This is a genomic window from Acidiphilium multivorum AIU301 (assembly GCF_000202835.1).
GTDB lineage: Bacteria > Pseudomonadota > Alphaproteobacteria > Acetobacterales > Acetobacteraceae > Acidiphilium > Acidiphilium multivorum.
On record NC_015186.1, the window covers coordinates 2080482 to 2094279 of the forward strand.

Here is a 13798-nt window from a genome sequence, read left to right on the forward strand (position 1 = left end):
CGAGACTTCAACCTGAAGCCTGGAGAACCCGATGACCGAAGATAGATTACCACTGGCTGAGCTACTGGCCAAAGCCGGGGACGGCGATTTTCTGCGCAGCGTCGCGGAGGCGGTGGTTCAACTGCTGATGGAGACGGATGTGGATGGGCTGATCGGCGCCAGCCGCTACGAGCGCAGCGGCGAGCGCGCGACCTATCGCAACGGCTACCGGGAACGCGCATTGGACACGCGGCTTGGCAGCTTGCAGCTTCGGATCCCGAAGCTGCGGCAGGGGAGCTACTTCCCGCCGTTCCTGGAAGCTCGCCGGACCTCGGAGAAGGCGCTGGCCGCGGTCATCCAGGAAGCCTGGATTGGCGGTGTCTCGACCCGGCGGGTAGACGAGCTGGTGCAGGCCATGGGGCTGACGGGGATCAGCAAGAGCACGGTCTCGAAACTGTGCAAGGACATCGATGAGAGGGTGAACGCCTTCCTCGACCGGCCACTCGCCGGCGAGTGGCCGTATCTGTGGTTGGATGCGACCTATCTCAAGCAGCGCGAAGGTGGGCGGATCGTCTCAGTTGCAGCGATAATCGCAGTGGCGGTGAACACCGACGGTCGGCGCGAGATCGTCGGCCTGCACATCGGCCCGTCCGAGGCGGAGACCTTCTGGTCGACCTTTCTCAAGAGCTTGGTCCGCCGTGGGCTGCGTGAGGTGAAACTGGTGATCTCCGATGCTCATGAAGGGTTGAAGGCGGCGATCCGCCGGGTGATGGGGGCATCCTGGCAAAGATGCCGCGTTCACTGGATGCGCAACGCCTTGTCCTATGTGCCGAAGGGGCAGCAGAGCATGGTGTCTGCCGCGTTGCGTCAGGCGTTTATCCAGCCGGATCGCGTCAGTGCCAGCCAGACCCTGCGCCATGTGGCCGACCAGCTCCGGGGCAAATGGCCAAAACTTGGCGCGTTCATCGACGACAGTGAAACCGACGTGCTGGCGCACATGGACTTTCCCGCCCAGCACCGAACCAAAATTCACTCGACGAATCCGCTCGAACGCCTGAACAAGGAGGTCAAGCGCCGCGCCGATGTCGTCGGCATCTTTCCCAATGAAGGTTCGATCATCCGCCTGATCGGGGCCGTGCTGCTCGAGGCCAACGACGAATGGCAGACACAGAACCGCTATATGCAGATCGAGGGAATGGTCGAACTCATGGCACCCGCCATCGATGCCGATACACCACGAATTTCCACCGTCGCCGCGTGACCATTGGCCGCTTCAGCTACACCAGAATTTCCACCACATTGACGGACGCTATCCTGGATTGGGCTCGCTGAACGGATCTTGACCCTGCGTTGAGCCGGGACATCCATGTAGGCAAGAAAATTATTTTCATGTCCATCGAGATGGAAGACAAGACAAACGTCATGTTATCTCTACGCAATGCCGCGGGTGTCTTTTGGGTTCCCGAACCGACGCTTGAGAGATTCATGGGAGGTTGGCATGAGAGGAGCCGACCGTCGCACGCCAAGATATTTTCTACGGTGTGGAACCGGAGCGCTGGCCGAAACCATCCCTTGTGCGGTTTGGCTACATGACGCGCCGGCGCGTGCATTTGCGCCATATTGCGGACCCGCTTAGTCCGAGAGATCGTAGGTGCGAGCAGCCGATGGCTGTGCGGGTTACGGCTGGCGAATATGATCTGCCGCATCATCTCGCCGTCGAATACGATGCACATCTTCTAACCCGCCAAGGAGAGCCGCCGGTTCGCCTGGCGGATGCGGAACTACCGCCTCAGCGGGGGATTTCGGGCGCCAGGATTTCTGGCTCATCGTGACGACGACGGGGTGCAGTTGAGCCGGAAATCCACCCTTGTCCAATTCGACTCAATTGCCCTATGGATCCTGACGCCGGACAATGGCAATGCCAGCCTGCTGGCGTATAACTTGCTGAAATCGCTAGTTATCATGAAATTCACTGTCCGGGTTGGGCCAAGGTGGCATCGGAACGGCTCCACCTCATCCCGCGGCAATGTCCGCTTCGGCATCATCCGTTTCTCCTGCATCCAGATCACGATCGGTTCGGGGATTTTACATGTTTTTGAGACCAAGACGGCCTCCCCTCGCGAATGCTGATACGTGCGGCAACCAAAAATCGACGAACAACAGACAAAGTCGCATTTTTTTTACAAGTGACGAGGCGGCATCAACATCTGTTCGATTTGAATCATAAATATACCCATGACTCATCCCATGGGATATTTAGATTGTCGTGCTAATCATTTGTTAAGAATAGTCTAGATATTTTCGGGGCGCTTTCCGGCAAAACGCCTGATCCGGTAATGCCTATCCTCATTCCGCTCTGATATCGGAAGGTCCCATGTCGTCAAGCCTCACCCCTCCGGGTAACATCGTTGCTCCTGCGGTCGCATCGGCCACCGCTCCGGGCCAGATTGTCGGTTTCATCCTTCAGAATACCGGCACAACAACTCTCGCCGCGCAGCCCGTTACGCTCAACGAAGTCTTCGCGCCTGGAGCGGTTCCGCAGGGTTCCGGTCTGACGGTGACGATCGGCGGCGTGACCTATCCGGCCCAGCTTGACGCCAAGACATTCAACCCGGACGGGTCGGTCGCCAGCGGGATTGTCACCATCAATGCGCCCGCCATTGCTGCCGGAACCTCCGTTTCCGCGATGCTGAACCTGGCGCCAGCCAACGCGGCGCCGGCGGTCAATCTTGCCTCGGCTCTCGCGAACTACAGTCTGACGGCGGCCCTCAACATCACGGCCAATCAAGGCGGCAACACCGGTTCGCAAACCATTGACATCGCGGGTGCAATTCGTAGCGCGCTCGCCGCCGGCACCGTACAGTCCTGGCTCTCCGGCCCGCTGGCGAGCGAAGCGATCGTGAGCATACCGGTTACCGGTTCCCTGCGCATCGAAGCCGATGTGACCGCCTATGCCAATGGCCAGGTCAGCACGACCCTGCAATTCAACAACGACGCCGCGATGCAGGCGAATGGCGGGACGATTACGTACAGCGCCACCGTGATCCAGAACGGCGTCACCGTCGCCCAGCAATCGAACTTGACCCAATATCAATACCAGGATTGGAGTCTCTCAACAGGAACCACCCCGTCCGCTGCCAGCCTGAATGTGCAGCATGACATCGCCTATCTCGAAGCCACCGGGGCCATTCCCAATTTCGATACGCAATACGGTGTCCCGAGCGGCAGCATCGCCAACGCGACCTCTGCAATCAACGCGCCGGGCTGGAACGCGCCGCTCGGCACCGACGGTATCACGCAATACATGCCAATGACGGGCGGTCGTGCCGATATCGGGCCGACCACCCAGGGGAACGCGACGTGGCTGATCACCCAAAATGGCGCCGCGGCTTCATTCGCGCTGGGTCAGGCTATGGAAGCCGCGTCTGTGCCGTGGCATTTCTACGATCCGACGAGCAACGGAAGCTTCCTCAACACTGCCGACTACGCCAATATCTGGACGGATGGGCGAGGTGGTCCGTCATCCTATACCACTGGCCTTACCCAGCAGGTCAGTCCCAATACCGGCTGGACCGCCGACCCGGCTCATATGCCGGACCTCAACTATGTCAACTACATGCTGACCGGCAATGTCGTCGCGCTTGAACAACTGAACGCCGAGGCGTCCTTTGCCGTTACCCAGTTCTGGCCATCTCCGCGCAACGGCGGCCAAGCGATTGTCGCCAGTTTCGGAAACCAGATTCGTGGTTCCGCCTGGAGCCTGCGCACCATCCAGGAGGCCGCCTACGCCAACCCGACAGGCTCGGCGGACAAGGCGTATTTCACTGCGGTCACCAACGCGAACTACAGCTACGTGGTATCCCTGATCCCCCAGCTTACGACCGCAGAAGGTCAGGCATACGGGTATTTGCCAGGAGTATATGGTTCCGGCGTTGCGACCTTGCCGCCCTGGGAAGAGGATTATCTCGCAAGCACGGTCGTCCAGGGTGCCGAAATGGGCAACACCAATGCCCTCACCTTCCTGAAATGGGAATCCAACTTCCTGGTCGGCCGCTTCTTCGCACAAGGCCAGGGCTTCGCACCACAAGACGGAATTGCCTACAATCTCTCCGTCGGCGCAGGCCCGGGTGGCCTTAGTGCCGGCGGCCCCTATTACCAGACCTGGGCGCAGATTGAGCAGGCTACGCAAGCCGCCGGACAATCAAACATCACGGCTTCGGGAACCATGAACTGGGGGCAGAGCGTGGGTGACTACGGTGCCCTGGCAATGCAGTCCCTCGCCGGCATCATCACTGTCAGTGTCAAGAACCCGGCCGTCATGGGTAACTACCAGTACGAGGCGATGCAAGCCTTCGGCTGGCTCCTCGATAGTGGTGCGCCGTTCACCACGCCATCACAGATTGCCGCAAGTAATCCGCAGTTCCTGATCGATCCCCGCCTGGCGAATGGTCAGCTTCTTTCCTTCGCCAACATGGTCCTCGGCAAGGACGGGGCGAGCGGCGCAACTGCCCTCACCCCCATCGACGCGACGCAGAATGCCCTGCTCTACGCGGGCGGCGGTGCCGACACGCTGATCGGGGGCGCCGGCATCAACCTGCTCTTCGGCGGCGCCGGCAACGATGTCATTTTCGGTGGCCCTAATGGCAACGACATCTTCGCGGGCGCCGGCAACGATACGATCATCGCAGGCGGGGGCGCGACCTACATCAAGGCGAGCAGCACAGCGCAGCTCACCGCCGGCACCGGGCAGGATCTGTTTGTCCTCAATGCGGCGGCAGCCGGCGCCGTCACGATTGCCGGCTTCAACCCTGCTGTTGACAAGGTTGACATCGTCAACGCGAACGGCACGGCGCTGACCGCAGCACAGATTTCCGCGATCGAGGCGACGGCCGTCACGGTCAACGGGGGCATCCAGTTTGCCGTTTCTCCCAATGAAACACTTTTCGTCGCCAACGAGACGGTTCCCGGCAGCGCCTGGTTCAACGAGCAGAACCAGACGATCACGCCGTCGGCTTCGCTGATCAGTGCGGCGCAAGCGTACAATGCAGCAGCAGCCGCTTCGACGCCCGCGAGCGGAAGTGGCGGAGCGCCGAGTCAGCCAACGCCCGCCGCGCCGAGCACGCCCATGTCGATCGTCACTTCGGGTTCGGCACAAACCGTCCTTGGTGGGAACGGCGGTTCGATCGCCGATACGGTCAGCGGCGCCGCAATCAACGTCCAGCAACTCGGACAGTCCGACTTCCTGACCGTCGCGGGTTCGAACGATACGATCAACGGAGTGGGCGGGGCCAACAGTTTTCCGACCGACGGCAACGTCACCATGACCGGGGCGAATGACCAGATGTCGGTCACCGGGGGCGTGGTGACGGCGGCGGGTAAGGGCGATTCCGTCACGTCGTCCAATACTTTCGGTTCCCTGACGATCAACGAGACCGGAACCGGCGATTACGTTGCGGCGAGCAACTACGCCACCGTCAGTGTCGGCGGCTCGGGTAATGCCGCCGTGCTGGACCTCAGGGCGGGTGCCCCGGGGGCTGTCAGCGCCACGGTCGGCGGCTCGAACGATACGGTGAGTGCGACCGTCTATTCGCCCATCCTCGTCACCGGGGCGGGCAACCTGATCAACGCCAGCGGAAATGCCGCCGTCACCGTTGCCGCAGCTTCGGGTGCCGCGGCAGACACCATCGTCGCCACCAGTTTCAACACCATCACCACGCGGACGGGCAACGACGTGATCTCCGTCACCGCCAGCGGCGACGTGACACCGACCATCATCACCGAGAACGGCGCAAGCAGCACAGTTGTTCTCGGCATGAACGCTTCGGCCTCCATATCCGGCTCCGGCAGTGCCACCGTTGTCGTTCAGCCCCTGGCGCAGCAGATGGCGACCGTTTACGGGTTCAATCCGGCGACGGATCAGATCTCCCTGGCGGGTGCCGGCGGCACGGCGCCCACAACCACCCAGATCGACGCGCTTCTCAAGACGGCCACCGTCACCGGATCGACGGCAACATTCGATCTCGGGAGCGGGGCGACACTCACGCTGAGAGATCTCTCGTCCACGCCGCAAGCAAGCTGGTTTGTCGCGGCCACTCCCTTGTCGGCACCGCCTCCGCCAACCGCCCCACCGCCCCCGCTGTCCGAGACGATCACCGGCGGCGACAATCTGCCCGCCCCGGACACGCACAGCGGCGCCGCGATCAACGTCCAGCAACTCGGACAGTCCGATTTCCTGACCATCGCGGGTTCGAACGACACGATCAACGGAGTGGGCGGGCCAGGAAGTTACGCCACTTATGGCAACGTCACCATGACCGGGGCGAATGACCAGATGTCGGTCACCGGTGGTGTGGTGACGGCGGCGGGTAAGGGCGATTCCGTCACGTCGTCCAATACTTTCGGTTCCCTGATGATCAACGAGACGGGAACCGGCGATTACGTTTCGGCGACCAGCTACGCCACCGTCAGTGTCGGCGGCTCAGGCAATACCGCGATGCTGGACATCAAGGCGGGAGCACCCGGAGCCATCGGCGCCACGGTCGGCGGCTCGAACGATACGGTGAGTGCGACGGTCTATTCGCCCATCCTCGTCACCGGGGCGGGCAACCTGATCAACGCCAGCGGAAATGCCGCCGTCACCGTTGCCGCAGCTTCCGGTGCCGCCGCAGACACCATCGTCGCCACCGGGTTCGACGTCATCACGACGCAGACGGGCGATAGCGTGATTTCCATCCCGGGCGGATCCTGGAATTCAACCATCAACGACATCGGCGGGAATGACACGATCTTCGCCGGGAGCCCCTCTCCTGGCGGAAGCAACGGGCTTGCCATCAACGGCGGCCGCGGGACGCTGTTTATCAACGACCTGGCAAGCGGCCGACAAATCGTCATGACCGGGGGCGAAGGTGCGGTTACAGCAATGGGCGCTGATAACGGCAGCGTGTTCATCGGCGGGACCACGGGCAACAACTACCTCGCGGCCAGCGGCAACAGCACGCTGGTTGGCAATGGCACCAGCAACACCATCGTTGGCGGCTCCGGCGATGAAATGCTTGTCGCCAGCACCGTCAGCGGCGCAAGCAATATCTTCCAACTCAACAGCCAGATGGCCAATGCCACGACCACGATTGCCGGGTTCGGCGCAACGGGAACTCTCGACTCGATCACGCTGAAGTCGGGGCTGTCGATCAGCCAAACTGAAACAACCTCGGCCGGCGGCACACTACTCACTCTGAACGATGGCAGCAGGGTCCTGATCAGCCAGTTTACCAATGCGCTTCACAGCGCCGCGACCAGCGCCGGCACCGTTCTAACGGCATGAGAGATACCCGCTCGCATGATTGAGCGGAACAACAAGACTCGCCGCCGCATCGTCCGGAATCATGCAGACGATGCGGCGGCCCTGTTCGGTGTGTGGCCGGCATCACGGGCGGAACGTCCGAACCGCGCCCGACCTCTGTCGCCGCCCTCGCATCCCAGGCACCCCGGTGCCCGTCGCGGCCGGCGCTCTAGAGCATCATCTGATCAGATGGAGTCATCTGATCAGATAAAGATGCTCTGTTTATCAATGTGGTAGAGCACTACATCCGATCCGGATGGATCGGAAAGTGCTCTAGTGTCCTGCCCCTGAAATTCGTGGGTGAATTTCAGGGACAAGCAGGCTTCTAAACTATTGTTTTTTCCAGTGTCCACTTTGACTCTGAAATCCGATGGATTTCAGATTCGGGACACTAGAACATCATCCGATCAGATGGAGTCATCTGATCGGATAAAGATGCTCTGCTTATCAATATGATAGAGCACTACATCCGATCCGACAGGATCGGAAAGTGCTCTATTTCAGCCTCTCGGCGATCACCAGCCAGCCGCGCGGCTCGCGGACGATATCCTCGAGCTTCGGCAGCGCCACCGAGCCCAGCGCGAATTCCTTCCAGATGACTTCGAGGATGCGCAGCGCCGGCCCCTTGCCCTGTCCGCGGCCGACCACCGTCTCCAGAAACGCGAACCAGTGCAGCCCCTGGGCGAGAACGATCGTGTCCTGTCCAAACCAGGAATCCAGCGTCGGCCCCGCCCAGGCGATGGCCGAGTCGACGAAGAACCCGACAAGCCCTTCGGTGGTCAACTTGGTCGTGGCCGTCATCGCACTCATGCCGGTGGCGTACATCTTCTGCCGGATGATCGCGGTCAGCCGCGCCTCCAGGCTACCCGCCGGCACCGCCTTCTGCGCCACCTCATAGGAGAACCACCCCGCATAGACGACCGGCTTCGCCCGGCGCGAGGGCGGCACCAACTGCTCGAACAGCGCGTTGAGCCGGTACCAGACCAGCCCTTTCGCCCCCGTCTGCACGAGGCTGGTGATGCCGACGATGTCCATCATCGACACGCCCATGGTCGCGCCAATCACCAGCGGCTTCATCGCGGAGAAATAGTCCGCCGTCCTTGGCGAGGGGCCGTCATGGCCGTTCTGTTCGAAGAACGGATTGTCGATGGCGGGATTCTCCGGGTCCGCGGTGATCAGGTCGAACACCCCGGCGAGGAAATTGCCGCTGCCCGTGTGGACAGCCTTCACCCCTTCGCTGACGGCGCCCAGCTTCACCTTGGAAGGGATGAAGGAAACAGCCTTGCCAACAACTCCTGACATCCAGACTCTCCGTTTATACCCATGCGTCATTCATGAACCGGCATCGATCGGCCGACAAGACGAATTCGGGAGCAAAACGACCGGTGCCGCAAAGATCGTTAAAACACAACTTCCAGGTCCAACACCTACCGGCCCACACCCGCGTCAAGCGCGTCGCACGCTCCCTCATTCGGCACCACGGTCCCCGCCCGACGATGCCCACGCAATCCGCGAATGCGAAGCGGTCGTTGCGATCTAATCGGGATTTGACACAGCAGAAAGTGTTCGCGGTCACACAACCGATGCGGAGAAAAAACGATTGCCCACCCCCGCCCGTCCATGGTCTTCTGCGCCGCATGAACCTGGCCGCCCGCTTCGCCGCCATCCTCCACGCCCTCTGCGCCGCCGTCGCCATGCGCGGCGCTAACGGGGCGTTCGTGCGCGAAACGTCGCGTCGCGGCTCGGCCTTCACCAACCCCCACGCCCTGACCGTCCTGCTCTGGTCCCGCCTGCAACGCGCCGTCGCGCGCTTCGCCCGCCTCGCCGCCGGCGCCCCGCCGCCGCGTCCGCGCCAGCGCAGTAACCCCGCGCGCCCGGCCCGCGCCCGCAGCGCGCCGGACCTGCCGCGCCGCCGGGGCTGGCTGCTCGCCCCGGTGCCCGAAGCCACCGCCACCGCCTCGCAACTCCGCGCCTTCCTCGCCGAACCCGAAACCCGCGCCCTCATCGCCGCCGAACCCCGGCTCGGCCGCATCCTCCGCCCGCTTTGCCGCACCCTCGGGATTTTGCTCCCCGCACCGCAATCTTGCCCGCGCCGCACCCGCGCACCCGGCACCCCGGCCGCCGCCGACCCGCCGACCCGGCCACACCGCCCGGCCCGACGCGGCGCGCGGCCGTTGCGCCGCCCGCGCGCCCCGCCCGCCCCCGCCTGACCCGACAACCAACCCGCTTTCTGTCCGTCGTCAAATGATCCGGGAACGGATGGTCCGGCCCATCACGGAGTGACATCATGGTGTCTGCCTCCGCGAGCGGAGCAGGCGAGATCATTCTGGCCGACAACGGCGAAAACGCCTCTGCGGCAGCCGCAGAGGCGGCACTTCATCACGTACCCATTCCGTCATGGGGTTTATCCAGGAGACGCGCCTGCCGGTGGCCGGATCCCTGGCGCGGCCTTCCAGCCCGGCAATCTGTTCCGCGGTGAGCCTCCATTGCCGAAACCTGCCGTGGAGGATGGCACCGCTCAGAGACGGCCTTTTTTTCCTCTGATGTGATCGATACAGCGCCGGCGTCGCGCGGGATTTGATAATTTCGCCTGCACAACCTCACGCAGCTCGCCCGTGATCTTCCAGCGTATGGTTCCTTGCCATCCCGATCCTTCTTCCTGCCAAGGTCCCAGAACAGATCCCCGACCTCCCAATGGCAAGCGGCCACCAAGGCCGAGTGACGCATAAAAAGGCGTGGGCCTTTCGACCCACGCCAAGTATCGGGCAAACGCCGGGGAGCCGCGGCGCTATTGGCCCGGTGCACCCGCCCCGGTCGGGGCGGGGGACGCTGTCGGTTTGGCGCTGCCCGAAGCCGGGGCGGACGCCATGGTGATCATCGCCGGGTTGTCCTCGCCATGCGCCGCCGCCGCCTTCGGATCGGGCTGGGCGAGCGCGGCGGGACCGCGGAGATAGGGGAACTGGCTCGCCATCGGCGCGCCATAGAGCGGCTTGAACACGCCCTGGTGGCAGGTCGCGCAGTCCACCTTCGCCACATCGCCGGCCGGGCCGAGCATGGCCTTGGGGAAGGTGCCGGTCAGCGGCAGCAGATAGTCGTTGTTGAGCGCGCGGACCATGTGCAGGCCGTAATAGGCGGTCACCCGCTGCGGCGTGCTTTCCGACCAGTCGGCGAAGGCGCGGGTCTGGTGGCAGAAATCGCAGTTCACCCCCAGCGCCGTCGCGTAGTGCATCATCAGCGCATAGGTCCACTGGGTCTGCTGGATCGAGTGGCGGTTGCCGGTGGGCAGCGCGGTCGTACCGGTCACCCGGATCGGCTCGTGCCCGAGCAGGAAGGGCGTGAGCGGATCGGCCGGCAGCGCCGAGCCATCCGCCACCGCCGAGGGCCGCGCCTCGCCGCTGTCGGTCTGCAGCAGCCCGCCCGCATGCGGCGGGGCGACGCCCTCGAACCAGACCCGGCTCGGCACGTTGTTGCCCCGATGGCAGGTATAGCAGGTGACGCCGACCTTCTTCACATGCGTCTGCCAGTCGGCATTGATGAAGATCGTCATCTCCAGCATCCGCCGCGCGACCCGCTTCTGATACTTGGCGTCGGAGGCGAAATTGCCGGCGACGTGGCAGTAGCCGCAGCCCTGTTTCGGCGCGACCCACTGCACCATCGAGACCATGATCCGCGCGAAGGCGCCGGCCGGAACGTTCTTGAGTACCTGAACGTTCTTGTAGATCGTGCCGGCCGGCGGCCCGGCATTGTTCTGCGGCAGGGCGGTGGGCGCCTGGTTGGCGGCGAAGGCGGCGGCGATCACCGCCGGGCTGTATTCGAGCTGCTGGCCGGTGCCGCGATAGCCGCGCTGCACCGAGCGCACCGTGGGCGGCTGCAAGGTCAGCACGCCGATGACCATCGCCGTCATGCCGCCGATCAGGGCGAGCAGGGTGATCGTGACTTTCATGGCATTGTCCCCTTGCCCGCGGCCGCACCCTGCGCCGGATCGGCGATATGCCCGTAGATGTGCGGATAGGCCGGCGCCACATGGTGCTTCACCGCCCACAGGAACCAGTTGTCGACGACGGTGCCGGTGAGCAGGATGCCGATCCCGCCGGTCAGCGTGGTCAGCACCGCGAACCACCAGGCCCAGCGATGGATGCTCTCCATCGTCGCGTTGAACCCCATCGTCCAGCGCCAGAACAGCGCGGCGCGCTCCGATGCGGTGCCCCGGTCCACCGTCTGCTCCACCTCGCGCTCGCCGCCGAACCGGCTGACGGCGAGAATGGTCGCGCCATGCATCGCGAACAGCAGGACCGAGCCATACAGGAACACGATCGAGAGCATGTGGAACGGATCGTAATACAGGTTGCCGTATCGCAATGAGAACGCGACGGTCCAGTCCAGATGCGGGAAGATGCCGAAGGGCGGCGCCTCGCCCCAGCTGCCCATCAGCAGCGGGCGGATGAAGCCGAGCACGAGGAACAGCCAGATGGCCGAGGCGAAGGCCCAGGCGGTATGGGTGCCGAGGCCGAGCTGCTTCGAGCGGCGGTAGACCCGCAGCCACCAGAGCAGCAGCGAGGTGGTCAGGAAGAATCCGGCCAGCAGCCACCACCCGCCCTGGTCCATCGGCGGCAGCCGCAGCCCGTAGGCCGGCGGCGGCGGTTCGAGCGCGAGCCATGGCAGGTCGCGCACGAAGCGGATCGGGCTCCAGTTCACCGAGGCCATCATGTTCAGCCCGATGATCTCGAAGGCGATCAGGCCGCAGGCGATGGAGGCGACGCCGAGCGAGCCGAGATAGATCGGGCCGACCTGGGCGTTGCCGATCTGGCCGAGCAGGTAGCTGAAGAACGGCTTGCCCTGCCGGCCCCACACACCCGCCGGCGCCGGAACGCCGTCATGCAGCGGCCCACGGATCTGCACCCGCGTGAAGATGTTCTGATATTCGATCATCCGAGCCCCCGGACTGCTTGAAGGTTATGACTGGTGCGGTCTTGCATGGCGCACCTCAATGACCGCCGAACTGCCAGATCGGCAGATGCAGCCACCACCCCCACCACGAGGGCCAGCCCTGGGTCCAGAACGGGCCCGAGAGCAGGATGCAGGTGGCGCTGGCGAACCCCGCCCCGAGGGCGAGGAACAGGCCGAGCCGGTGAATGCCCAGCGTGCCGATCGAGTAGCCGATGAAATCGCGGAAGAACGTGTCCTCGTGCTCGGCGAACTTCACCGTCTCGCCCGCCGGCGGGTTGATCGCGGCCAGAACCAGCGATCCGTGCAGCGCGAGGGCGAGCGTCGTCGTGAAGAACAGCGTCACGGCGACCATGTGCATCGGGTTGTATTCGAAATTGAGATAGGCGTATCCGGTGTTCGACACCCAGTCGAGATGGCTCATGATGCCGTAGGGAAAGCCGTTGCCCCAGGCGCCCATCAGCAGCGGGCGGATGACCTCGAGCGTGACATAGGCGAAGATCGCGACGCTGAACGCCGCCGGCACGTGCAGCCCGATCCCGAGCTTGCGGCTGATCTCCACCTCGCGCAGCGCCCAGGAGCCGAAGGCGCCGATCGCGCAGACCGTGATGATCTGCCAGAGCCCGCCCTTGGCCAGAGGCGCGAGGCCGAGCCCGTAGGAAAGGTCGGGCGGCGCGATGCTGATCTGCCAGATGTTCCAGGTCGGCCCGAGCGCCGCGCCCCAGATGATCAGCGCCGTGCCGAGCATGATGAAGAAGGCGGCGGTCACACCGAAGAAGCCGACATAGAACGGCCCGACCCAGAAATCGAACAGGTCCCCGCCGATCAGGGTCCCGCCGCGGACGCGGTATTTTCTTTCAAAACTGAGCAGTGCCATCGGGCAGTTCCTCACCGTTCGGTTGGGGCCCCTCCCCCCGGCGCGGTCGGCACGAGCCGACCGGCACCGGGATCATCTGAAGGGTTTGGCAGGCCCCGTTACTTGTTTGCCGGCATGGCCGACTGCTGCTGCATCGTCGTCATCGCGGGGGCGCCGCCGAGCCAGTCGAAACGCGGCGTGCTCAGCAGGATGAAGTGGATCAGGATCGCCAGCGCGAACAGGAACACGCCAAGCGCGGTCAGCACCCTGCGCGGATCGAAAAGAAGCCACATGCGCCACATGGTCTGTCCTCCCTTATCCGATATGCGAGGTGAGCATCTTCACCCCGATATGCGCGTTATCCAGGAACCCCGTGACATAGCCGTGCGGACCCGGGATCCACGGGCGCCACTGCCACACCAGGAAGTGGGCAATGATCGCGATGACGGTGAAGCCGATGAAACTGGCGATGAAGATCGAGTGGAACTCCTTCGCCTCCCGTTCGGTCAGGCCGGATAACGACCCTTCCCGATCATGTGTGGTCATGGACATCAGACTGTTATCCTCGTTGTGGCCGGCGCGGTTGCCCTCGCCTGCCAGTTCCGCGCGAACCCCGCGCGGGGGGACGGCCGGCGCCGTGCGGCGGGCGGCCGATGGGGGAGCCTCGCCGCTGGGGCAAG

General features: G+C 63.7%; 10 protein-coding genes. 4 read left to right on the top strand and 6 right to left on the bottom strand.

Annotation, left to right across the window (positions count from 1 at the left end; genetic code table 11):
- Positions 1–31: 31 nt before the first annotated feature.
- The 3 genes from ACMV_RS09325 (at position 32) to ACMV_RS09335 (ending at position 7300) form a co-directional block, all read left to right on the top strand.
- Positions 32–1240 carry an IS256 family transposase gene (locus tag ACMV_RS09325; RefSeq protein ID WP_011930484.1) on the top strand — a complete coding sequence of 403 codons (1209 nt, stop codon included), beginning with the start codon at positions 32–34 and terminating at the stop codon, positions 1238–1240.
- A 512-nt stretch (positions 1241–1752) separates the two neighbouring features.
- Entirely contained in the window at positions 1753–2109 is a 357-nt protein-coding gene (locus ACMV_RS09330; protein WP_013640245.1) for a hypothetical protein, read from the top strand.
- A 244-nt stretch (positions 2110–2353) separates the two neighbouring features.
- Positions 2354–7300 carry a beta strand repeat-containing protein gene (locus tag ACMV_RS09335; protein WP_041664848.1) on the top strand — a complete coding sequence of 1649 codons (4947 nt, stop codon included), beginning with the start codon at positions 2354–2356 and terminating at the stop codon, positions 7298–7300.
- 513 nt (positions 7301–7813) lie between these two features.
- Here the strand turns inward: ACMV_RS09335 and ACMV_RS09340 are convergent.
- On the bottom strand, positions 7814–8620 hold the full coding sequence (locus ACMV_RS09340; RefSeq protein WP_007424702.1) for a hypothetical protein: 807 nt from the start codon (positions 8618–8620) through the stop codon (positions 7814–7816).
- Positions 8621–8955: 335 nt separating this feature from the next.
- Here ACMV_RS09340 and ACMV_RS09345 point away from each other — a divergent pair, with 335 nt between their 5' ends.
- Positions 8956–9528, top strand: coding sequence for a hypothetical protein (locus ACMV_RS09345; protein ID WP_013640248.1), 573 nt, complete (start codon positions 8956–8958; stop codon positions 9526–9528).
- A gap of 578 nt (positions 9529–10106) precedes the next feature.
- Here ACMV_RS09345 and pufC read toward each other — a convergent pair.
- From pufC to pufB, 5 genes are all read right to left on the bottom strand, one after another.
- Positions 10107–11261 (bottom strand): photosynthetic reaction center cytochrome PufC, encoded by a 1155-nt coding sequence (pufC, locus tag ACMV_RS09350; protein ID WP_013640249.1) that lies wholly within the window; start codon positions 11259–11261, stop codon positions 10107–10109.
- Entirely contained in the window at positions 11258–12247 is a 990-nt protein-coding gene (gene pufM, locus ACMV_RS09355) for a photosynthetic reaction center subunit M (protein ID WP_013640250.1), read from the bottom strand. Before pufM ends, pufC begins: the two co-directional genes overlap by 4 nt.
- Positions 12248–12302: 55 nt before the next feature.
- The gene (gene pufL / locus ACMV_RS09360) at positions 12303–13139 is read right to left on the bottom strand and encodes a photosynthetic reaction center subunit L (RefSeq protein WP_007421830.1); all 837 of its coding nucleotides are present in this window, start codon (positions 13137–13139) and stop codon (positions 12303–12305) included.
- Between the two features lie 98 nt (positions 13140–13237).
- On the bottom strand, positions 13238–13420 hold the full coding sequence (gene pufA, locus ACMV_RS09365; RefSeq protein WP_007421831.1) for a light-harvesting antenna LH1, alpha subunit: 183 nt from the start codon (positions 13418–13420) through the stop codon (positions 13238–13240).
- Positions 13421–13433: 13 nt separating this feature from the next.
- Complete coding sequence (pufB, locus tag ACMV_RS09370; protein ID WP_007421832.1) at positions 13434–13670, bottom strand: light-harvesting antenna LH1, beta subunit; 237 nt, start codon at positions 13668–13670, stop codon at positions 13434–13436.
- Positions 13671–13798: the final 128 nt, after the last annotated feature.

Bases quoted from the DNA above. Each gene is read 5' to 3' on its own strand.
- ACMV_RS09325 (WP_011930484.1), top strand. From the start codon at position 32: ATGACCGAAGATAGATTACCACTGGCTGAGCTACTGGCCAAAGCCGGG.
- pufB (WP_007421832.1), bottom strand. From the start codon at position 13,670: ATGTCCATGACCACACATGATCGGGAAGGGTCGTTATCCGGCCTGACC.
- pufL (WP_007421830.1), bottom strand. From the start codon at position 13,139: ATGGCACTGCTCAGTTTTGAAAGAAAATACCGCGTCCGCGGCGGGACC.
- ACMV_RS09340 (WP_007424702.1), bottom strand. From the start codon at position 8,620: ATGTCAGGAGTTGTTGGCAAGGCTGTTTCCTTCATCCCTTCCAAGGTG.
- pufM (WP_013640250.1), bottom strand. From the start codon at position 12,247: ATGATCGAATATCAGAACATCTTCACGCGGGTGCAGATCCGTGGGCCG.
- ACMV_RS09330 (WP_013640245.1), top strand. From the start codon at position 1,753: ATGCGGAACTACCGCCTCAGCGGGGGATTTCGGGCGCCAGGATTTCTG.
- pufC (WP_013640249.1), bottom strand. From the start codon at position 11,261: ATGAAAGTCACGATCACCCTGCTCGCCCTGATCGGCGGCATGACGGCG.
- ACMV_RS09345 (WP_013640248.1), top strand. From the start codon at position 8,956: ATGAACCTGGCCGCCCGCTTCGCCGCCATCCTCCACGCCCTCTGCGCC.
- ACMV_RS09335 (WP_041664848.1), top strand. From the start codon at position 2,354: ATGTCGTCAAGCCTCACCCCTCCGGGTAACATCGTTGCTCCTGCGGTC.
- pufA (WP_007421831.1), bottom strand. From the start codon at position 13,420: ATGTGGCGCATGTGGCTTCTTTTCGATCCGCGCAGGGTGCTGACCGCG.